The following is a 19,660-nucleotide window of genomic DNA, read 5'->3' on the forward strand; positions in this document are numbered from 1 at the left end:
TGTGTTATACTAATAAAAATTAAATAAGTCACTAGGGGTGCCAAAAAGCTGAGAAATACCCTCTGAACCTGAACGGGATAATACCTGCGCTAGGGAAGTGTTCAATTAGTTAATGATGATACTCCTAATGACATGTTAAGTTAGGAGTATTTTTATGTTTACAAGATCATCAAAGTGGAATGTAAAGTCAATCATCTTAATTGCACTGATTGGAATTATTATGGGTGTCATTTATACCTATGGCTTTAATTGGGCATTTAATTTAGTTAAAATGTTACTGGTTCCAACTGGCTTTGCCCCGGTCACAGACACTGTCTTTTCAGGTTTATGGCTTATGGCAGGACCTTTAGCAATGTATTTTGTCCCTACAGTGGGTTCTGGTACAGTTGGCGAATTATTGGCTGCCGTTGTGGAAATGGCAATCGGGGGCCAATGGGGAGCCACAACCATTTTATCAGGAGTTATCCAAGGTGCTACCAATGAAATTGGCTTCTTTCCTAAAAAGGAACGTTACCAAAAATTCACTTGGAAAAGTGTTCTGACTGGTGCATTTTTTGCTTCATTTGGTTGTTTTATACCTTCATATATTTTATACGGCTGGAGCAAGTTCAGCATGCAAGTCCAAATTGTAATGTTTATTACCAATATCATTTCAGCCCTAGTTTTTGACGGTGTTTTGGTTAAATTGATTACTAATTTATTTGACAACGCTTTAAAACCAAAAATTGATTAATTAATTTGTTAATAAAAAAAGAGTATTGCGAGTAAAGTAACCCCCAAATTTAGGACAAATTTGGGATCACTTCAAAAAAGCAATTACTCTTTTTTATTTTTCCTTTTGACTTAAAATTGAATGCACCTTTGTAGTTAACATGTCAATTGCCACATCGTTTTTGCCACCTTCAGGGACAATGATATCAGCATAACGCTTAGTGGGTTCTATGAACTGATGATACATAGGCTTGACCGTATTTAAATATTGTTCAATCACTGAATCAATAGAACGACCACGTTCACTTAAGTCCCGCTCTAGTCTTCTAATAAAACGAATATCATCATCTGTATCGACATAGACTTTGATATCCATTAAATCACGTATTTCTTTATTAGCTAAGACTATAATTCCTTCAAGAATAATAATATCAGCAGGTTCGGTGTGGACAGTTTCTTTGCTGCGAGTATGTTCTTTAAAATCATAAACAGGCATTTCAATGGGTTGATAATTTAAGAGGTCACTTAGCTGTTTCCTAAGTAAAGGAACATCAAAGGCGTCAGGATGATCATAGTTAATATTCATCCTTTTACTCATGGGGATGCCGGTGTTATCCTTATAATAAGAATCCTGCGTCATAATTAAAACGTGTTCATCTTCCTGCATTTGAGCAACGATTTTTTGTGCAATGGTAGTTTTTCCGCTGCCTGAGCCACCAGTAATACCAATCACAACAGGCTTTTCAAGTCTAGACATTATGCCACTCCCTTTTTAATCCTTAAACATTTTACTTTACTTTGTCTTTAATTACCAACAGTTAACGTGAATTTACTTATTCTCGCCAATTTTTTAAAATATGGTTTAAAATGCGACTTAATTTTTATATTATAAAATGTGAAAAAGGTAATATGAGCTAATTAATAGTAGGTGCAAAATGAATGATTTGGCATCATCCGGCTCCTCATTTTAAAAAATTGTTGTGCATTCATTTTTGCAGGGTTTGAAAGAGACGCTGCCATGCTTACTGCTATTTGCCAGACTAATTTTGATGAGGAAAATTGTGATACATGTATTAAAAGGTTAATTGAAGGCAATGATGACTTATTAGTGGGATTTGACTTAGCCTTTGGCGGTAATAATAAAATGGACTCTTCACATCAATTAAAGCTATTATCTTTTTTATGAAAAAATAATATTCGTATTAGTAAGCGCTATTTTAATAGTGCTATAATGGAGAAGACCAATCATAAGATACATTTTAGGAGGAATAGGATTATTATGGCTGAACAAACAATTATGCTCAACTGCAGTGCAGGAATGAGTACTTCGTTATTAGTAACTAAAATGCAAAAAGCAGCTGAAGAAGAAGGCATTAATGCAAAGATTTTTGCCTGTCCAGCTGCAGAAGCTGATCAGCATATTGAACAAGACGAACTTGATTGTGTATTGCTTGGGCCACAAGTTCGTTATATGGAAGATGACTTTAAAAACAAAGTTAAAGGTAAGGGCAAAGATGGCAAAGATATTCCTCTGGGAGTAATCGAAATGCGTGCGTATGGCATGATGGACGGCAAAACAGTTTTGCAACAGGCTGAAGATTTAATTAATGGTTAAAGGTGATTGAAATGGCTGAACAAGAAACTTCTGCTCAAAAAGAACAAGAAACATTAGAAGCTGCTATGGGTCTGATTGCAAATGGCGGTAATGCTAAGAGTCTTGCTTTTGAAGCAATTCGGCTAGCTAAAAAAGGTGATATTACTGGAGCCCGTGCCAAGTTAAAGGAATCAGACGAATCTTTGAATGATGCGCATAACTCTCAAACCGGGATGCTTACTAAGGAAGCCCAAGGCGAACATACCAAAGTTACTCTTTTAGTTGTTCATTCACAGGATCACTTGATGAATGCTATCACTTTTAGAGACCTGGCAGGAGAGATAGTTGACCTTTATGAGAAACTTTATCAGGCAGATGCACTGCAAAAAGAATCTCAAAATTAACAAGAACTAATTAAAAAAGTGAAGCTGCATTTGCAGCTTCACTTTTTTTTGTTAATTTAAATCTAGACCATTAGTTTTGATTACCTTTTTATACCAGTAAAAAGAATCCTTGCGTGAGCGTTTTAAGGTACCTTGACCAGCATCATTTTTGTCAACATAAATAAAGCCATACCGTTTATCCATTTGTCCTGTTCCTGCAGACACTAAATCAATTGGTCCCCAAGGTAGATAACCCATTAAATCCACGCCGTCCATTGCAACTGCCTTTTCCATTTCTGAAATATGTTTTCTTAAATAATCAATTCGATAATCGTCGTGAATGGAACCATCTTTTTCTACTTTATCGTAAGCCCCCAAGCCGTTTTCAACAATAAATAAAGGTTTATGATACCGATCGGTTAAGTGATTTAAGGCGATTCTTAAGCCTGTAGGATCAATTTCCCAGCCCCAATCGCTTCTTACTAAGGTGGGATTCACGGCTATCGCTTGAGCTAAATCGTTTAATTTATCAGGTTTAACATTCTGGGCTGAAACAGTTGTTGTTTGGTAGTAACTAAATGCAACATAGTCAACCGTACCTTCTTTTAAAACAATTCTGTCTTCATCACTAATGTCAGGACGATAGCCCTTTCGTTCAATATAGGCTTCAACTTCTTGGGGATATTCACCAAAGACATGAACGTCAGAGAACCAGTCACGGCGCTGTTCGAACTTGTCGGCTAGCAGCATATCATCTGAAGAAGGTGTCAGTGGTCTAACTGGCGAATAATTAATCATACAACCGATTTGAAAATCAGGATTGATCTTATGACCAATTTTAACAGCTAAAGCCGAAGCAACTAACTCATAGTGAGCTGCTTGGTACATCGCCGCTTCTTTTTCCTTGTCGCTCATACCATCGAGAATAATTCCAGAATTGGTAGCCATCAAAAAATCTTCGTTATAAGCTGACTGGTTATCAATTTCGTTAAAAGTCATCCAGTACTTAACCTTATTCCGATAACGTTTAAAACAAACTGTCGCGAAGCGCACAAAGTAATCAATTAATTTACGATTAGTAAAGCCATTGTATTTTTTCACTAAATGAAAAGGAATTTCAAAGTGAGATAAGGTAATTACCGGCTCAATACCATAGTGGTGGCAAGTATCAAACAAGTCGTCATAAAACTTTAGACCTGCTTCATTGGGCTTTTCATCATCGCCATTAGGAAAAATCCTTGTCCACGCAATAGAAGTTCTGAAGGCTTTAAAACCCATTTCTGCCATCAATTTAATATCTTCTTGATAGTGATGATAAAAGTCTATGGCACTGTGATTAGGGTAATTTTTGCCGGGAATGACACCGTCTGTAATTTCACGTGGTTGAGTGGCAGAGCCAACTGTCATCACGTCAGCTATTGACATGCCCTTACCGTCTTCGTTCCATGCACCTTCTAACTGATGAGCAGCAACGGCACCACCCCATAAAAATCCATCTGGCATTTTGGCTGAAAACATTTTTATCTCCCCTTATCCAATGTGATAGCGTTAACAAAAATATTTTATAACAAATTTTCTTTTTGCACCAGTTATTCTGAGGGTACATAGCACCAGTTATTTTAAGTATGATAATTTTATTTATTAATTCTTGCAGAAAATGCAAAAAAGTAATGTTAAAGCTTTCAAAAAAATTAAAAAGGGATTAAAATAATAGTGAATTGAAATTTAGTTTTTAGGAGGGATGGTAATTATGTTTACTTTTGGTAAAAAGATGAACTTTTGGCCTTTATCTTTATCTTTAGGCTTATCTGTATTTATTGGTTTAGCCTTCTGCCTTCTTTTTAATTTTGTTGCACCTAATTTGATTTTATGGTCATTATTACCTGCAGTCCTATTTTTTATATTAATGGTGGCAGTATATTACCCGTTAATTTTACAGTACGGCTATAATTATTGTGAGATTTCACAAGACCAGATTAAATATTATGATTTTAGTAATTACTGGCAAAAGGTGATGATGGTCTTTAAAGGACCTGCTAGCCCTATGAAGGCTGTCCCAATGAGCAGTGTTAAGAGCGCTAAGCCGTATGGAAAAGAAGATCTCACACAACTTCCTGCTCTAGCAGCTGATTTTGTTTTTATTGGTCTTTTTGCCGGGAAAATGGCTACAATTAAAAATGCTTATGGCATTGAACTAGAACTTGATAATGGTGACAAACTGCATGTTTCTACAGCTAGAGAAAAAGCCGATCATCATGATCAGGGAATTGAAAAAACTCATGAGGCTTTACACCTAATTAAGCACAATATTGCTATGGGTCAGTTTGCCTAAATCAGAGTGATTGAATAATAAAAATTATAAAACAATATTTTAGTATTAATAGCGCTTACTCGCTATAATAAAAGTGTAACAATATTAAGTAATTTTGGAGGCACTTTTATATGAAATATCCAAAGACTAAAGAAGTTTTAAACCAACTGGTTGCTGATTTGACACAATTACATATGGTTGTGCATCAACATCACTGGTATATGCGTGGCAACCGCTTTTTGAAGTTGCACCCATATTTAGACAAAGTAATGGACGAATTAGCCGATCAGTTGGATGAAGTTTCTGAACGTTTGATTACTCTAGATGGCTCTCCAGTTTCAACATTAAGTGAAATCGCCGCAAAGACTAAAATTCCTGATGAAAAAGGGAATTGGAATGAAACCATTGATGAACGCTACCAAAAGATTATTGACGGCTATCATTATCTTGACCAGCTTTATGAAGAAGGCATAAAGGTTAGTGATGAAGAAGGAGATTACTCCACTAATGATTTGTTAACCGGCTTCCATTCAGACGTTGAAAAGCGGATCTGGATGATGTCAGGTGAAATTAATAAAGCTCCAGAACTTGATCCAGAATAATTTTGATGAGAAAGCAGTTATAATAACTGCTTTTTTTGTGTCTTCATTTAGTTGTCTTTTTGCTATAATGAATTTAATTTAACATTCGTTTAATTATTTAGAGAAAGCAAGGATCATGGATAAAGAAGAACAAGATAAATTAAAAAAGCAGGCAGCAGTTAGAGCAGCAGGTTTGGTTAAGTCTGGTATGAAGTTAGGCGTGGGAACCGGTTCAACTGTAGCCTTTCTAATTGATGAGTTGGGTAGGCGCAGAAAAGAAGAGGGACTTAAGTTAAAGGCGGTCGTCACCACTTCAAGTAGAAGCAAAAAGCAAATGGAAGAATGGGGTTTTAAGGTAGACGAATTATCATCTGTTACTCAACTTGACCTGACCATTGACGGTGCTGATAGGTTAGCTGCCAACTTTGATGGTATTAAAGGTGGTGGCGGAGCTTTGACTATGGAAAAGAATGTAGCTGTTAATTCGCAAAAAGTAGTCTGGATTGTTGACGAATCAAAAGTAGTAGACCGCCTCGGTGGTTTTCCGTTGCCAGTTGAAGTATTGCCAATTTCTTGTGAACAAAATTTTCAGCGTTTTAAAAACGCAGGCTTAAACCCGCAATGGCGTATGTCGGGGAAAGAACGCTTGGTAACGCATTATGGTAACTATATTGTAGATTTAAATGTTGATCCGGTGCCTGTTCCGGAAGGGTTAGCCGCTTATCTTGATCACACGGTAGGTGTTGTGGAACATGGACTTTTCTTAGACATGTGCGAGGAAGCAATTATTGCACATTCTGATGGCACAATAGAAGATCGTCAAAAATAAAATTTAGGGACTAACTTGAACTGCTTTAATGAGTTAGTCTTTTTTTTGCCAGCAAGTAATGCTTAAATTTGGTATCATTATTCTATAACTATTTTAAAAGAAGGATACTTATGTTAAAAAAACCATTGATAATTAGTACTGATCCGGGAATTGATGACGTAGTGGCAATAACTATTGCCTTATTTTCGCAAAAGCTTGACGTAAAATTAATAGCTGCTACTTGGGGCAATGTTCCTCTTGTAAAAACCTTGGCAAATTCATTAAAATTAGAAGCATTTTTAGGTACAAAAGTACCAGTGGTAAGTGGTGCGGTAAGACCGTTATTGCGTAACCAGATAGATGCTTCCGATGTTCATGGAAAAAGTGGTCTGGCTGGTTTTGATTTCCCTGAACCAGACAAGACCTTATTAAAACCGGGAATAGCTGCAGAAGCTATTCATGATGTAGTCAAAAAGAGCGCTGAAAAGGTAACCTTAATGCAGATAGGGCCAGCAACTGATTTTGCACTCTATTTCAGGCAGTTTCCAGAAGATCTGCCTAAAATTGAACAATTGGTGATAATGGGTGGTGCTATTGGCCGCGGTAATTGGGGTCCTTATGCAGAGTATAATGTTGCAGGCGACCCAGAAGCAGCTCAGATAGTTTTCTCAAGTGGTGTCAAAATTTTACTTGCACCTCTTGAATTAGGACATCAGGCATATATCACGCAGGCCACTCTGGAAAGAATTAAAAATACGGGTAAAATTGGTGATATGTTGTATCATATTATGACCAATTTACATGATCATACGGATAGTAATGGTCGTGAAGTGTATGATGCTCTGGCGGCAGGGATGTTAATCAAACCTGAAATGTATGCTTTTAAGCCAGCCTATGTTGTAGTAGATACGAAGAGCCCTAATGCTTATGGCGCATCGATGATTGATTTTGACGGCTTTTTTAATCAGCCTGCTAATGTCCAAGTGGGGGTTAAGGTCAATCAAGAAGAATTCGCTGAGTGGCTTGTTGCTGAAATTGAAAAAGCTGATAACTGAGGTAAAAAATGGCAGATTTTGTTTATCGCACAGTGATGCGTGATATTAAACAAAAAATTTTAGATAATAAATATGATGGCATGCGTCTTCCAGATGAACGGAGTCTTGCTGAGCATTATCAAGTTAGCCGCTCATCGATGAAAAGAGCAATGGAACTTTTGTCTCAACAGGGAATTGTTTTTAAAAAACGTGGTAGTGGCACTTTCATCAACCCTTTGTATTTAAAAAATCAATCTCTGTTTCGTTATGAAGGCTCAAACTTAGGTTTGACTGATAGTCTTAAGGTTCCGGGCAAAAAGCAGGGTATCAAGCTGCTTGATTTTAATGTCATTAAAGCGCCATCAAGTATCGCGCAAGATTTATTTCTTAAAGAAAATGATTTTGTTTATGAATTCAAAAGACTGCGTTTTTTAGATCAACAACCTTTTTTAATTGAAACAGGTTATTTGCCTATTAAAATTGTTCCCGAACTAAAACCGGAGCACTTGCAAAAGTCGCTCTTTAATTACTTAGAGGATTCGCAAAATAAGGTTGTAACCAAAGCTTTTCTCAATATTACGGTGGAACCGTCAAATGATGAAGACCAGAGTCGACTCAAATTAAGAGCAAACGAACCAGTGGGAGTAATGGAAGGCATTTTCTTTTTGGATGATGGTACGCCTTTTGAGGTATCGACAATGCGTATTCATTACCAATACATGCGTTTTAATACCTTTGTTAATTTAAATAAATAAAAAAGCAGGCTTTTGCCTGCTTTTTTGGATACATTCTATAAAAAGAAAAAATTTAATATGTGCGAAATTGCTGCATGTCTGTGATAGGTCCAGAATAGACGAAATTCAGATCGATGTGCTTAGTCTTGTCACTGATATTATTCAATAGTTTTTGTTGAAAGGAAGTTAGATGTAAATGCTGCAATACAACTCGTGACTGAATATACATGACTAATTTACCAGCATATGCCAGTGGATGATCGTGACTATCAAATTTACGCATCACGAGTCCTACGGCATCACGAATTTGCTTATATTTGGCAATATTTAATTCATTATAAATATTATCAAAGAAACTATTATAAAACAGATCTAAGTCCTGATACACATCTGCAATCAATTTGTCATTCTTATTTGAGCAATTGTTAAAAAATTTAAGCATAGCCTCACTTCCTTAAGACCGAAATAAACTGAGTATTCGGCGCAAAATGTTCTTTTATCTTCTGAGCCAAAGGTTCATCAGTAATAACTACATCAACCTGACTTAAAGGAATTGACATAAAAGGAGAAGTATTTTGACTATTGAATTTGTATTTTTCAGCTACAACCACAACTTGTTTTGCTCTAGATGCTGCAACCCTGATTAACTCTGAATCGCTCATTCTAGTGAGATAGATGCCATCACTTTTAACATTTGAAGTACCTATAAAAGCCGTGTTGAATGTCATACGTCTTAAAGTATCAAGCGAAGTGACAGAGTAGTTAAACCTATGTTCTTTATCAACTTTGCCCCCTAGAAGTCGAACGTTTGGTAATTTAGATTGCATTAATGCCAAAGAATTATCTATGGAATTAGTAACTATTTGTAAGTCCATGCCGTTAATTAACTCACATAGCTTTTTCAAAATGGTAGATGGGCCAATGAAATCGAACTGATTGGGGTGAACAAATTTTTGAGCCTTCTGAGCCATTTTGGTTTTAACTGGTGAATCAATAGAGCTTCTAGTTAAAAAATTGGGTACATCATCTTGGTCGACCGCTATTAAGCCACCATGAACGCGAATGGCTTGTCCAGTTGAAGTTAACCGCAAAACATCTCGTCGTGCCGTATCAAATGATACATTAAAATAATCCGCTAATTCTCGTGTAATCAAATGATGTTTTTTGTTAAGCAATCGTTTGATTTGTTGAATTCTAGCTTCTTGTGTCATCTTTCTTCTCCCGCTAACAATTTACCATTATTTTTTCTTTTATTTAACGATAATTCAGTATTTCAAATATAATTATCAGTATTTATCAGTATTTGAACATAAAAATGCTGAATAGTAAACCCAAAATGCCTTTTTATAGGGTATAAATTTTTACTTTGAATAAGCATTCACTGATTTTTAAAATTGGAACGAACCAATTTGTAAAATGGTTGAACTAAGATGAAAACTTGCTATAATATGTTTATCAAGTGAATTTTAGCAAACAGTAAAAAGGGAGAATTAAAATGGCAGTTGATTATGATTCAAAAGAATTTTTAAAAAGTGTTGATGCTCACTGGCGTGCCGCAAACTACTTATCTGTTGGTCAGCTCTTTTTGATGAGCAACCCATTATTAAAACATGATTTGCAGGCAAGTGAAGTTAAGCCTAAGCCAATTGGACACTGGGGCACCATCTCACCACAAAACTTTATTTATGCCCATTTAAACAGAGTTATCAAAAAATATGGTCTAAACATGTTCTATATTGAAGGTTCAGGTCACGGCGGCCAAGTGATGGTTTCTAATTCCTACCTTGACGGCTCATATAGTGAACTTTATCCTGAAATTCAACAAGATGAAAAGGGCATGGCTAAACTCTTTAAACGTTTTAGTTTTCCAGGTGGGTCAGCTTCACATGCTGCACCAGAAACTCCTGGTTCCATGCACGAAGGTGGAGAATTAGGCTACTCTCTTTCTCATGGTACAGGTGCAATTTTGGATAATCCTGATGTGATCGCCGCAGTTGAAATTGGTGATGGTGAGGCTGAAACTGGTCCACTTGCAGCCAGCTGGTTTAGTGACAAGTTTATTAATCCGATCAAAGATGGGGCAGTTTTGCCAATCTTGCAAATTAATGGTTTCAAGATTTCAAATCCGACAATTGTTTCCAGAATGTCAGATGAAGAATTGACCAAGTATTTTGAAGGCATGGGCTGGCATCCTTATATTATTTCCGCTTATAACGGTGGCGAGTTTGACGGCTATAAAGATCACATGCAAATTCATGAAGAAATGGCCAAACTAATGGACACCGTAATTGAAGAAATTAAGGCTATTCAAAAGAATGCTCGTGAAAATAATGATGAAACTTTGCTACACTGGCCGATGATCATTTTCCGTGTACCAAAGGGCTGGACAGGTCCAAAGAAGGATCTTGATGGTAACCCAATTGAAAACTCATTTAGAGCTCATCAAATTCCGATTCCAGTTGCTCAAGATGATATGGAACATAAAGACATGCTGATTGATTGGCTTAAGAGTTACAAGCCAGAAGAATTGTTTGATGAAAATGGTGTTCCGACTGAATTAGTAACAGCAGATAACGTTACTGGTGACAGTAGAATGGCTATGAATCCAATCACTAACGCAGGTGGAGAGAAAGCTAAGCGTCTTAGTTTGCCCGATTACCGTAAGTATGCCTTAAAATTTGATCAACCAGGTTCAATTGAGGCTGAAGACATGACGGAATGGGCTAAATATTTAAACGAAATTGCTGAACTTAATCCCAATACTTTCCGGGGTTTTGGACCAGATGAATCTAAGTCTAACCGCTTATTTAAGTTTATTGATGAACAAAAACGGCAATGGGAAAGCTCTGTTCATACACCTAATGATGAAAACTTGGCACCAAGCGGCCGTTTAATTGATTCTCAATTATCAGAACACCAAGCTGAAGGTTGGCTTGAGGGTTACGTTTTATCAGGTCGTCATGGTTTCTTTGCTACTTACGAATCATTTGGTCGGGTGGTCGACTCGATGCTAACTCAGCACATGAAGTGGTTAAGAAAAGCTAAGGAACAGTATTGGCGCAAAGATTACCCATCACTTAACTTTATTGCAACTTCAACTGTGTTCCAACAAGACCATAACGGTTACACTCACCAAGACCCAGGTGTATTGACTCACATGTATGAAAAGAACCGTCCTGATTTAGTTCATGAGTATTTGCCTGCTGATACCAACTCTTTACTGGCAGTTTCGCAAAAAGCTTTCACAGATCGCGAATGTATCAACATTCTGGTTACATCTAAACAAGAAAGACCTCAATGGTTCTCAATTGATGAAGCAACTCGTATTGCAAATCACGGCTTATCATATATTGATTGGGCATCAACTGATCAAAATGCCAAACCGGATGTAGTGTTTGCTTCAACTGAAACTGAACCAACAATGGAATCTCTTGCCGCAATTGACATTCTGCACAAGAGTTTCCCTGATCTCAAACTTCGTTACATCAATGTCATTGATGTGATGAAGTTGATGAATACCAAAGACAATCCGGAAGCAATTTCAGATGCTGAATTTGAGCAATTATTCCCAAGTGATGTGCCAGTGATTTTTGCATGGCATGGCTATAAAGCGATGATGCAGTCAATCTGGTTTGGCCGCAAACGCAGCAATGTTCATATTCATTGTTATGAAGAAGAAGGAGATATTACTACTCCGTTTGATATGCGGGTGGTTAACGAACTTGACAGATTCCACTTGGCAAAAGATGCTATTTTAAGCGTTTCTCGGTATGCAGATAAAAGTGCAGGCTTTGTAGCAGAAATGGATAGATTACTTGCAAAACACCACCAATACATCCGCGACAATGGTAAAGATATGCCTGAAGTTACTGAATGGAAATGGACAGGCTTAAAATAATAATAATTCAAACAAGTAAAACAGAGTCTGGAAAAAAGCTCTAACCTAACTAAAAAGGCTGATAAATCACGTCAATAAAATGTTGATTTGTCGGTCTTTTTAAATTGTGAAATTTTTTATTTAACTTCAAAGAGCACTTTTTCCCAGATTCTTTTTTGTTTAAATAATTTTAACGGTCTAATTCTTGTTAAAAATAAAAAAGTTATTTATAATAGATATGATCATAAGGGAGTAACAGCAATTACTTGCGATAAGCCCAACACCCGAAGAAATACTTCTGGACTTATCTTAAATAGTGAGACTTGTGTGTGTTGTACATATAAGTCTCTTTTTTGTTATTAGGAGGTAAAAATGCCCCAGAATTTTTATAATCAAAAAATTGATGATGTAGCTCAAGAGTTAGCTACATCAAAAAGTCAGGGTTTAAAAACAAGCCAAATTAGTGAATTGCGCGCAAAATACGGCGCTAATAGTTTGGCCAGTAAAAAGAAAACCAGTATTTGGCAACGATTTTTAGCGCAATTTAAAGATTTCATGATTATTGTCTTGATTGTGGCTGCACTGCTGTCAGGCTTTGTGGCACAAGAATGGACAGATGCTGCTATTATCATGATCGTGGTCATTTTAAATGCCGTTTTAGGTGTTTTTCAAGAAACCCGTTCAGAAGAAGCTATTAATGCTTTAAAGAAAATGGCAACACCTAATGCTCATGTCCGCCGTGACGGTCAAATTATGGAGATCCCAAGTACTGAATTACTGCCCGGCGACGTTGTTTTGCTTGAAGCAGGAGATGTAGTACCGGCTGATTTAAGGTTAACGGTAACTAAGAGCCTTAAAATCGAAGAATCAGCTTTAACTGGTGAATCTGTTCCAGTTGACAAAGTTTCAACCACTATTGACGAAGAAAAAGTAGCGTTAGCTGATCAAGATAATATGGCTTTTGCCAATACTAATGTCACTTATGGGCGCGGTGAAGGTATCGTTACTGAGATTGGGATGAACACCGAAGTCGGTAAAATTGCTACTATGCTTAATAACACTGACGAAACGGATACACCATTAAAGCGTAACCTCAACCAATTGGGTAAGACACTGACTATTATGATTTTACTCATTTGCGCTGTGGTGTTTGTGGTGGGCTTTTTTACTAAAAAGGGAACGGAGCCTACTAACAAGCTCGCAATTGATATGTTCTTAGTAGCAGTTTCGCTTGCTGTTGCGGCAATTCCTGAAGGCTTGCCTGCCATTGTAACCATTATTTTAGCTTTAGGTACGCAGGTAATGGCTAAGCACAATTCGATTGTACGTAAGCTGCCTGCCGTTGAAACCTTGGGAGCTACTGATATTATTTGTTCCGACAAAACCGGGACTTTAACTCAAAATAAAATGACAGTGGAGCAGGTATATTACGACAATGAAGTCCATAAATCAGCTGCTGGTATCAGTCAGGATAATCATGCGCTAATGGCGATGGTTTTGGCTAATGATTCCAAGTTGGATGATAATAATAAACTTTTGGGTGATCCAACTGAAACTGCTCTAGTTCAGTATGCACTTGATCAAAAAATTGATGTGCATAATTTAATTGCCAAGCATAAAAGGGTGCAAGAGGTACCGTTTGATTCTGGGCGCAAGTTGATGAGTACTGTGAACGAAAATAATGGTCAATATTTCGTAGCTGTCAAAGGTGCTCCTGATCAACTGCTTAAGCGGGTTACACGCATTGATCTTGACGGTAACGTCACTGCAATCACCGACAAACAAAAAGAAGAAATTATGCTTTCAAATCAAAACATGGCGCAAAATGCCTTACGTGTTCTAGGTTTGGCTTATAAACCTGTTAAGCAGTTATATGATGATCCTACAACTGATAACGTCGAGCAGGATTTAATTTTTGCTGGTTTGGTAGGGATGATTGATCCTGAACGTCCAGAAGCCAAAAAGGCAATTGTGGAAGCTCATAATGCCGGTATTAGAACTGTTATGATTACAGGTGACTTTCAGGTAACTGCACAGGCAATTGCGGAAAGACTGGGAATTTTAAAGCCGGGACAAGATGAACGAGTAGTCACGGGTGCTCAGCTTGATGAATTTAGCGATGAGTATTTAGAAAAACATGTGACTGACTTTGATGTTTACGCCAGAGTTTCACCCGAGCATAAAGTTCGCATTGTCAAGGCTTGGCAGTCTCAAGGCAAAATTGTAGCTATGACAGGCGACGGAGTTAATGACGCACCTAGTTTAAAGCAAGCTGATATTGGAATTGGCATGGGTATTACCGGTACTGAAGTATCAAAGGGCGCTAGTGACATGGTTTTAGCAGATGACAACTTTGCTACTATTGTTGAAGCCGTCAAGCAAGGACGTAAAGTCTTTAGCAATATTCAAAAAGCTATTCTTTACCTAATGAGCTGTAACGTCGGTGAAGTTTTAACAGTATTTATGATGACTATGTTAGGCTGGGATATTTTAGCTCCAGTACAGTTATTATGGATTAATTTAGTAACTGATACTTTGCCTGCTATTGCCTTAGGTCTTGAGCCTGTTGAAAAAGGCATCATGAAACGAGCACCGCGTGGTAAAAAATCCAACTTCTTTAGCGGTGGTGTTGCGAGTTCAATTATTTATCAAGGAATTTTAGAAGGGGTCATTGTTTTAACTACTTACCAGTTGGGCTTGAATTTTGGTCCTCACATGGGTAATGCCAATTTACAACATGCTGATGCTTTGACAATGGCCTTTCTCACCTTAGGGTTAATACAACTGTTTCACGCCTTTAATTCTAAATACATTCACCAATCAATCTTTTCCCAGAGAACTTTTGCTAATAAATGGTTTAACTGGGCAATACTGATTTCTGCTATTGTCATGGCAGCTGTTGAATTGCCTTTCATGACCAAGTTCTTTGATGTGACTGAATTAAATTCAACTCAATGGTTGATAGTTTTAGGGGCTGGAATTTGCATGATTTTGATTGTTGAAATCGTTAAGTTATGTCAGCGTTTAGCTGGTAAAAAATAGCACAACTAAAATTTAATATCTTATAAAAAAAGATGATAAATTTGGGTTTAATTAACCAAATTTGTCATCTTTTTGTGTATATTTTGAAAGTGAGTCGCTTAGTTTAAAATAAGAGCGGCAATTTGCGACAAGTAATCTGCATCCACCTGATCAAATCTGCTAAAGCTATTGCTGTCAAGATCAAGCACAGCAATAAGATTATTATTTTTTAAAATAGGAAGCACAATTTCAGAATTTGTATTGGCATCACATGCGATATGACCAGAGAATTGGTGGACATCAGGCACAATTTGAGTTTTGCGCGTTTTTGCTGCTACCCCGCAAACCCCTTTTCCAAGTGCAATATGCATGCAAGCGACAGGGCCTTGAAAAGGTCCTAAAATTAACTCTTGTTTTTGATAACGATAAAACCCGGCGTAGCTGACATCTTTTAAGCCGTTATAAAGCAAAGCACTGATGTTACTCATATTGGCAATTAAGTCGTGTTCATCTTGCAGCAGACTTTGAGCTTGTTTATAAAGTAGTTGATAATTTTCACTTTTTTTCATAAAAATCTCCTTTCTAAAAAGTGTAATCCAGCGCGTTTGAATTTAAAAGTGGTAATATGCAAATAGAACTAGTTTATTTACCAGATAATTTTAATTATTGCCGGTGATTTTTACCCGGTAAATATTATTATTGAACATAAAAAGTTTTACTAGTTCTTTAAATCCGTTGATATATCAGTAAAAAACACTTTTTGAGATAATGTGAATTAAACATGTGCTTCTATAAATTTTTATTAAAAAACGTGTATAACTTTTAAAATTCTTAACTGGTATAGTAAAATGGTTTCTATAACTTATTATTTCATGCATTGATTATGAAAGGGGCGATGACAATGTCGATGATTGAATTCCATAATGTGCAAAAATTTTATGGCCATTTTCATGCATTGCACGACATTAATTTAGAGATTGATCAAGGTGAGACGGTGGTTTTAATTGGACCATCTGGTTCCGGTAAGAGTACTCTGGTACGTACCGTAAACGGCCTTGAAACAATCCAGAAAGGTAAGTTAATAGTTAACGGTCACGATCTGTCAGATCCTAAGACCAATCTTAATATTTTACGTAGTGATGTTGGCATGGTTTTCCAGCACTTTAATTTATATAAAAATAAAGATGTGCTTGAAAATATCATGTTGGCGCCTAGAATAGTAAGTCATATTCCTGAAGATGAAAATAAAAAACAGGCTTTAGACTTGCTTGATATGGTTGGACTGCGGAAATGGGCACATAATATGCCGTCACAGATTTCCGGTGGTCAAAAGCAGCGTGTCGCGATAGCGCGGACCTTGGCAATGAAGCCAAAGCTTATTTTATATGATGAACCAACCTCTGCTCTTGACCCGGAAATGATTGATGACGTTTTACAAGTTATGAAACGAGTTACTAATGAAAGTGGAATGACTTCACTAATTGTTACTCACGAAATGGGCTTTGCCAAAGAGGTAGCTAACAGAGTTATCTTTATGGATCAAGGTCGGATTGTTGAGGATGACGATAGCGAGAGCTTCTTTAAACAGCCTAAGACGGAGCGGGCACAACAATTTTTGAGTAAAATCATTTCTCACTAAGGAGGCCAATCATGAAAAAGAAATTTTGGCTACTTCCTTTATTAGCATGTATTTTAATGTTAACCGGCTGTGGTAAAAGCCTTAATGATCAATCCGTTTTAAAAAACGCTAAGCAATCTAATACTATTGTTTGGGGTGTTAAAGGTGACGTTAAGCTTTTTGGCTTAATTGATGTTAAAGACGGACAGCAAAAGGGCTTTGATGTTGATATGGCTAAACATATTACCAAACATATTTTGGGACCTAGTGGCAAGGCAGAGTTTGTCACTACTACCTCTCAATCCAGAATCCCACTGTTAAAGAATGGTAATGTCGACGCCGTAATTGCCACTATGTCAATTACGCCAGAACGTAAAAAGATTATTTCTTTTTCAAAATCATACTTTGATGCCGGTCAATCTCTGTTAGTTCCTAAAAACTCTCCAATTAAGAGTACCAAGGATCTAAATGGTAAGACAGTTATCGGTGTTGTGGGTGCCAACTCGGTTGCAAACATTAAAAAGGTAGCTCCTAAAGCAAAAGTGATCGAATTGCAGGATTACGCTCAAGCAATGAATGCATTGAAGTCACATCAAGGAGATGCTCTAACTACTGATAACGGAATTTTATTTGGTTTAGCGGTGCAAAATCCGGGCTACGAAGTTCGTGGCGGTACCTTTACTGTTGAACCTTACGGTGTTGCGGTTAATAAGGGACAAACCTCATTTACTGAAGCTGTAGACAAGGCAGTTCTTGAAATGCAGCATAACGGTGAATACAATCGCTTAATTAAAAAGTGGTTTGGCGATGTTCCAGGATTTAAGTATAAGGAGCTGTATCGCCGATGATTAATATTTTTTCAAAATTCAGCACCCAGCTGTTTATCGGCTTGGGTTGGACAGTATTATCCAGTGTAATTGCTCTATTTTTCAGTTTAATAATTGGAACAATTTTTGCAATTATGGAAGTTGTTCCAAGTAAAGTAATGCGTGTAATTGGGCATGCTTATGTGGAAATTATGCGTAACATTCCTTTGCTTGTAATTACTATGTTTTTCTATTTAGTAATTCCTATGTATGTCGTCAAAATAAATGGTTTTACTGCGGGAACTATTGGCTTAACACTTTACACTTCCGCTTTTATTGCAGAAACAATTCGTTCAGGTATTCAATCTGTTTCTGGCGGACAAATGGAGGGTGCGCGGTCAACTGGCATGACTTATTGGCAGGCAATGCGTTACATTATTTTGCCTCAGGCATTTAAAATAGTCATTCCACCATTAGGTAACCAGTTTGTTAACTTGGTTAAAAATTCATCGGTTTTAGCTTTTGTGGCTGGATTCGATTTAATGTATCAGGCAAACTCAATTGCATCTACTACCTTTGATACTATTAACAGTTATTTGGTTGTAGGGGTTTTATACCTAATAGTGACATTGCCACTCAGCTATTATATGCGACACTTAGAAAAGAAATTAGGTTAAAAGGAGGTACTAGAAAATGCAAAATTGGATTAATGCCTTTTCATGGCTTAATGTGCGCTTTTTGTTAATGGGCCTCTGGGTAACTATTTACATATCTGTAATTTCAGTTGTTTTAAGTTTTATTATTGGTTCAATTTTAGGAATAATCAGATACTCTAAAATTAAGTATCTTTCGGCTTTTGTAGGTTTTATTATTGATATTATTCGAAATATTCCTTTGCTGTTGATTATCTTCTTTACTTATTTTGGCTTACCGAACTTTGGTTTAAGACCAGAGACAATCCCTGCGGCAATAATTGCGATGACGGTATTTGAATCTTGTATGATTGCTGAAATTGTGCGTTCAGGTATTCAATCAGTTTCTATCGGGCAAATGGAAGGTGCACGGTCAACTGGCATGTCTTTTGTTCAAGCGCTCTGGCATGTGGTTCTACCTCAAGCTTATAAAAACATGATTCCGACAATTATCAGTCAGTTTGTTTCTCTGATTAAGGATACTTCACTTGCGACGATCATTGTTGTGCCGGAAATGATGCAACATGCGCAGGTGATTTATGGGCAAAACGCAAATTACATCTTACCGATGTTTGCTGCTTTGGCAGTCCTGTATTTTGCTGTGTGCTTTACATTATCAATTATTGGTAGTGCGATTGGTAAGCATTTATCGTAAATTAATAAAAATAAAATGTGTAATACTATGATTTAGTATTATGCTTTTTTTATTACCAAGTTGTCTGCGCAAAATTAGTGTTAATTAATAAAATCTTTTCAAGAAACAAATACTCTATGCTAAAATGATAAAAGTTGAAAAAATTGGGATTTTAATAAAGGGTAAAAATATGCCACGACCAAAAACAAAAACAGAATTGATTGAAGCTAGTAATTCTTCATATCAAAAGATTGTTGATTTGATTGCTAATCTTCCTGAAGAAACAAGGTCTGAAGACTTTAACTTCGACACGAGCAAACTAAAAGAAGCTCACTGGAAGCGAGATCATAATGTGCGCGACGTATTGGTCCATTTATATGAATGGCAAAGGTTGCTGTTAGACTGGATTAAAAATAATCAATCTGGTAAAGAGCAGGATTTCTTGCCGGCAGGGTATAATTGGCGCAATTATGGTGAAATGAACCAGCAATTTTGGCAAAAACACCAAACTACTTCTTTGCCAGAGGCAGAAAAGTTATTAGCTCAAAGCCATAAAGAAACAATGAAATTGCTAGATACTTTTTCTGAAGAGCAGCTTTTTCAAAAGAAAGTTTTTCCGTGGACTGGAAATAATGCTTTAGCTACATACTTTATTGCGAACACTTCTAGTCATTATGACTGGGCGTTAAAGAAATTGCGTAAATTTCAGCGTTCATTAAAGAAAAAATAAGATCAAGCCGTTAGCACCACGTGCTAATGGCTTTTTTTGATATGGTGGAAAATTCATTAATAGTAAGACTTTGACACTTTATTTCTTAATGGAAAATGTTGCTTTTAAAATACCAAGTTTGCTATT

Annotated in this window: 21 protein-coding genes and 1 riboswitch; of the genes, 16 read left to right on the forward strand and 5 right to left on the reverse strand. The window is 36.8% G+C overall.

Going from position 1 to position 19,660, the window contains the following annotated elements; genetic code table 11:
• The first annotated feature begins 23 nt into the window (after positions 1-23).
• Positions 24-113: riboswitch (TPP riboswitch) on the forward strand.
• 41 nt (positions 114-154) lie between these two features.
• Positions 155-733 carry an ECF transporter S component gene (locus tag JF73_RS02350; RefSeq protein WP_046326819.1) on the forward strand — a complete coding sequence of 193 codons (579 nt, stop codon included), beginning with the start codon at positions 155-157 and terminating at the stop codon, positions 731-733.
• Between the two features lie 93 nt (positions 734-826).
• On the opposite strand, the gene udk is transcribed toward JF73_RS02350, so the two are convergent.
• The gene (gene udk, locus JF73_RS02355; protein ID WP_046326820.1) at positions 827-1,468 is read right to left on the reverse strand and encodes a uridine kinase; all 642 of its coding nucleotides are present in this window, start codon (positions 1,466-1,468) and stop codon (positions 827-829) included.
• 261 nt (positions 1,469-1,729) lie between these two features.
• On the opposite strand from udk, the gene JF73_RS09690 reads away from it, so the two are divergent.
• From JF73_RS09690 to JF73_RS02365, 3 genes are all read left to right on the forward strand, one after another.
• Positions 1,730-1,897: a hypothetical protein gene (locus tag JF73_RS09690; protein ID WP_179853370.1), complete on the forward strand. Its 168-nt coding sequence runs from the start codon at positions 1,730-1,732 to the stop codon at positions 1,895-1,897.
• 93 nt (positions 1,898-1,990) lie between these two features.
• On the forward strand, positions 1,991-2,326 hold the full coding sequence (locus tag JF73_RS02360) for a PTS sugar transporter subunit IIB (RefSeq protein WP_046326821.1): 336 nt from the start codon (positions 1,991-1,993) through the stop codon (positions 2,324-2,326).
• 11 nt (positions 2,327-2,337) lie between these two features.
• Positions 2,338-2,709, forward strand: a complete 372-nt coding sequence (locus JF73_RS02365) for a PTS sugar transporter subunit IIA (RefSeq protein WP_046326822.1) — start codon at positions 2,338-2,340, stop codon at positions 2,707-2,709.
• 51 nt (positions 2,710-2,760) lie between these two features.
• Here JF73_RS02365 and JF73_RS02370 read toward each other — a convergent pair whose 3' ends face one another.
• Complete coding sequence (locus JF73_RS02370; RefSeq protein ID WP_046326823.1) at positions 2,761-4,206, reverse strand: 6-phospho-beta-glucosidase; 1,446 nt, start codon at positions 4,204-4,206, stop codon at positions 2,761-2,763.
• A 232-nt stretch (positions 4,207-4,438) separates the two neighbouring features.
• Here JF73_RS02370 and JF73_RS02375 point away from each other — a divergent pair, with 232 nt between their 5' ends.
• The 5 genes from JF73_RS02375 to JF73_RS02395 all read left to right on the forward strand — a co-directional run bounded on the left by JF73_RS02375 (position 4,439) and on the right by JF73_RS02395 (position 8,177).
• Positions 4,439-5,020 (forward strand): hypothetical protein, encoded by a 582-nt coding sequence (locus JF73_RS02375; RefSeq protein WP_046326824.1) that lies wholly within the window; start codon positions 4,439-4,441, stop codon positions 5,018-5,020.
• Between the two features lie 110 nt (positions 5,021-5,130).
• Positions 5,131-5,601 (forward strand): Dps family protein, encoded by a 471-nt coding sequence (locus JF73_RS02380; RefSeq protein WP_046326825.1) that lies wholly within the window; start codon positions 5,131-5,133, stop codon positions 5,599-5,601.
• 115 nt (positions 5,602-5,716) lie between these two features.
• Positions 5,717-6,409, forward strand: coding sequence for a ribose-5-phosphate isomerase RpiA (gene rpiA / locus JF73_RS02385; RefSeq protein ID WP_046326826.1), 693 nt, complete (start codon positions 5,717-5,719; stop codon positions 6,407-6,409).
• Between the two features lie 110 nt (positions 6,410-6,519).
• On the forward strand, positions 6,520-7,443 hold the full coding sequence (locus JF73_RS02390) for a nucleoside hydrolase (RefSeq protein WP_046326827.1): 924 nt from the start codon (positions 6,520-6,522) through the stop codon (positions 7,441-7,443).
• An 8-nt stretch (positions 7,444-7,451) separates the two neighbouring features.
• The gene (locus JF73_RS02395; protein WP_046326828.1) at positions 7,452-8,177 is read left to right on the forward strand and encodes a GntR family transcriptional regulator; all 726 of its coding nucleotides are present in this window, start codon (positions 7,452-7,454) and stop codon (positions 8,175-8,177) included.
• A gap of 52 nt (positions 8,178-8,229) precedes the next feature.
• On the opposite strand, the gene JF73_RS02400 is transcribed toward JF73_RS02395, so the two are convergent.
• Both JF73_RS02400 and JF73_RS02405 read right to left on the reverse strand, forming a co-directional pair.
• Positions 8,230-8,598 (reverse strand): bacteriocin immunity protein, encoded by a 369-nt coding sequence (locus tag JF73_RS02400; protein ID WP_046326829.1) that lies wholly within the window; start codon positions 8,596-8,598, stop codon positions 8,230-8,232.
• A gap of 4 nt (positions 8,599-8,602) precedes the next feature.
• The gene (locus JF73_RS02405; RefSeq protein WP_046326830.1) at positions 8,603-9,367 is read right to left on the reverse strand and encodes a DeoR/GlpR family DNA-binding transcription regulator; all 765 of its coding nucleotides are present in this window, start codon (positions 9,365-9,367) and stop codon (positions 8,603-8,605) included.
• Between the two features lie 284 nt (positions 9,368-9,651).
• Here JF73_RS02405 and JF73_RS02410 point away from each other — a divergent pair, with 284 nt between their 5' ends.
• Both JF73_RS02410 and JF73_RS02415 read left to right on the forward strand, forming a co-directional pair.
• Positions 9,652-12,054: a phosphoketolase family protein gene (locus JF73_RS02410; protein ID WP_046326831.1), complete on the forward strand. Its 2,403-nt coding sequence runs from the start codon at positions 9,652-9,654 to the stop codon at positions 12,052-12,054.
• A 351-nt stretch (positions 12,055-12,405) separates the two neighbouring features.
• Positions 12,406-15,075, forward strand: coding sequence for a calcium-translocating P-type ATPase, PMCA-type (locus JF73_RS02415; RefSeq protein WP_046326832.1), 2,670 nt, complete (start codon positions 12,406-12,408; stop codon positions 15,073-15,075).
• A gap of 98 nt (positions 15,076-15,173) precedes the next feature.
• On the opposite strand, the gene msrC is transcribed toward JF73_RS02415, so the two are convergent.
• On the reverse strand, positions 15,174-15,623 hold the full coding sequence (gene msrC, locus JF73_RS02420; RefSeq protein WP_046326833.1) for a free L-methionine (R)-S-oxide reductase MsrC: 450 nt from the start codon (positions 15,621-15,623) through the stop codon (positions 15,174-15,176).
• A gap of 332 nt (positions 15,624-15,955) precedes the next feature.
• On the opposite strand from msrC, the gene JF73_RS02425 reads away from it, so the two are divergent.
• The 5 genes from JF73_RS02425 (at position 15,956) to JF73_RS02445 (ending at position 19,534) form a co-directional block, all read left to right on the forward strand.
• Positions 15,956-16,693, forward strand: coding sequence for an amino acid ABC transporter ATP-binding protein (locus JF73_RS02425; RefSeq protein WP_038521630.1), 738 nt, complete (start codon positions 15,956-15,958; stop codon positions 16,691-16,693).
• Positions 16,694-16,704: 11 nt separating this feature from the next.
• Positions 16,705-17,520, forward strand: coding sequence for a glutamate ABC transporter substrate-binding protein (locus JF73_RS02430; protein WP_046326834.1), 816 nt, complete (start codon positions 16,705-16,707; stop codon positions 17,518-17,520).
• Positions 17,517-18,155, forward strand: a complete 639-nt coding sequence (locus JF73_RS02435; protein WP_046326835.1) for an amino acid ABC transporter permease — start codon at positions 17,517-17,519, stop codon at positions 18,153-18,155. Before JF73_RS02430 ends, JF73_RS02435 begins: the two co-directional genes overlap by 4 nt.
• A 16-nt stretch (positions 18,156-18,171) precedes the next feature.
• On the forward strand, positions 18,172-18,825 hold the full coding sequence (locus JF73_RS02440) for an amino acid ABC transporter permease (RefSeq protein WP_046326836.1): 654 nt from the start codon (positions 18,172-18,174) through the stop codon (positions 18,823-18,825).
• Between the two features lie 169 nt (positions 18,826-18,994).
• A complete protein-coding gene (locus tag JF73_RS02445) occupies positions 18,995-19,534 on the forward strand; it encodes a ClbS/DfsB family four-helix bundle protein (protein ID WP_046327380.1) in 540 nt (179 codons plus the stop codon).
• Positions 19,535-19,660 lie beyond the last annotated feature (126 nt).

Source organism: Lactobacillus helsingborgensis, assembly GCF_000970855.1.
GTDB lineage: Bacteria > Bacillota > Bacilli > Lactobacillales > Lactobacillaceae > Lactobacillus > Lactobacillus helsingborgensis.

What these genes read in the sequence shown, in the direction of transcription:
- JF73_RS02350 (WP_046326819.1), top strand. Translation starts at nt 155, where the DNA reads ATGTTTACAAGATCATCAAAGTGGAATGTAAAGTCAATCATCTTAATT.
- udk (WP_046326820.1), bottom strand. Translation starts at nt 1,468, where the DNA reads ATGTCTAGACTTGAAAAGCCTGTTGTGATTGGTATTACTGGTGGCTCA.
- JF73_RS09690 (WP_179853370.1), top strand. Translation starts at nt 1,730, where the DNA reads ATGCTTACTGCTATTTGCCAGACTAATTTTGATGAGGAAAATTGTGAT.
- JF73_RS02360 (WP_046326821.1), top strand. Translation starts at nt 1,991, where the DNA reads ATGGCTGAACAAACAATTATGCTCAACTGCAGTGCAGGAATGAGTACT.
- JF73_RS02365 (WP_046326822.1), top strand. Translation starts at nt 2,338, where the DNA reads ATGGCTGAACAAGAAACTTCTGCTCAAAAAGAACAAGAAACATTAGAA.
- JF73_RS02370 (WP_046326823.1), bottom strand. Translation starts at nt 4,206, where the DNA reads ATGTTTTCAGCCAAAATGCCAGATGGATTTTTATGGGGTGGTGCCGTT.
- JF73_RS02375 (WP_046326824.1), top strand. Translation starts at nt 4,439, where the DNA reads ATGTTTACTTTTGGTAAAAAGATGAACTTTTGGCCTTTATCTTTATCT.
- JF73_RS02380 (WP_046326825.1), top strand. Translation starts at nt 5,131, where the DNA reads ATGAAATATCCAAAGACTAAAGAAGTTTTAAACCAACTGGTTGCTGAT.
- rpiA (WP_046326826.1), top strand. Translation starts at nt 5,717, where the DNA reads ATGGATAAAGAAGAACAAGATAAATTAAAAAAGCAGGCAGCAGTTAGA.
- JF73_RS02390 (WP_046326827.1), top strand. Translation starts at nt 6,520, where the DNA reads ATGTTAAAAAAACCATTGATAATTAGTACTGATCCGGGAATTGATGAC.
- JF73_RS02395 (WP_046326828.1), top strand. Translation starts at nt 7,452, where the DNA reads ATGGCAGATTTTGTTTATCGCACAGTGATGCGTGATATTAAACAAAAA.
- JF73_RS02400 (WP_046326829.1), bottom strand. Translation starts at nt 8,598, where the DNA reads ATGCTTAAATTTTTTAACAATTGCTCAAATAAGAATGACAAATTGATT.
- JF73_RS02405 (WP_046326830.1), bottom strand. Translation starts at nt 9,367, where the DNA reads ATGACACAAGAAGCTAGAATTCAACAAATCAAACGATTGCTTAACAAA.
- JF73_RS02410 (WP_046326831.1), top strand. Translation starts at nt 9,652, where the DNA reads ATGGCAGTTGATTATGATTCAAAAGAATTTTTAAAAAGTGTTGATGCT.
- JF73_RS02415 (WP_046326832.1), top strand. Translation starts at nt 12,406, where the DNA reads ATGCCCCAGAATTTTTATAATCAAAAAATTGATGATGTAGCTCAAGAG.
- msrC (WP_046326833.1), bottom strand. Translation starts at nt 15,623, where the DNA reads ATGAAAAAAAGTGAAAATTATCAACTACTTTATAAACAAGCTCAAAGT.
- JF73_RS02425 (WP_038521630.1), top strand. Translation starts at nt 15,956, where the DNA reads ATGTCGATGATTGAATTCCATAATGTGCAAAAATTTTATGGCCATTTT.
- JF73_RS02430 (WP_046326834.1), top strand. Translation starts at nt 16,705, where the DNA reads ATGAAAAAGAAATTTTGGCTACTTCCTTTATTAGCATGTATTTTAATG.
- JF73_RS02435 (WP_046326835.1), top strand. Translation starts at nt 17,517, where the DNA reads ATGATTAATATTTTTTCAAAATTCAGCACCCAGCTGTTTATCGGCTTG.
- JF73_RS02440 (WP_046326836.1), top strand. Translation starts at nt 18,172, where the DNA reads ATGCAAAATTGGATTAATGCCTTTTCATGGCTTAATGTGCGCTTTTTG.
- JF73_RS02445 (WP_046327380.1), top strand. Translation starts at nt 18,995, where the DNA reads ATGCCACGACCAAAAACAAAAACAGAATTGATTGAAGCTAGTAATTCT.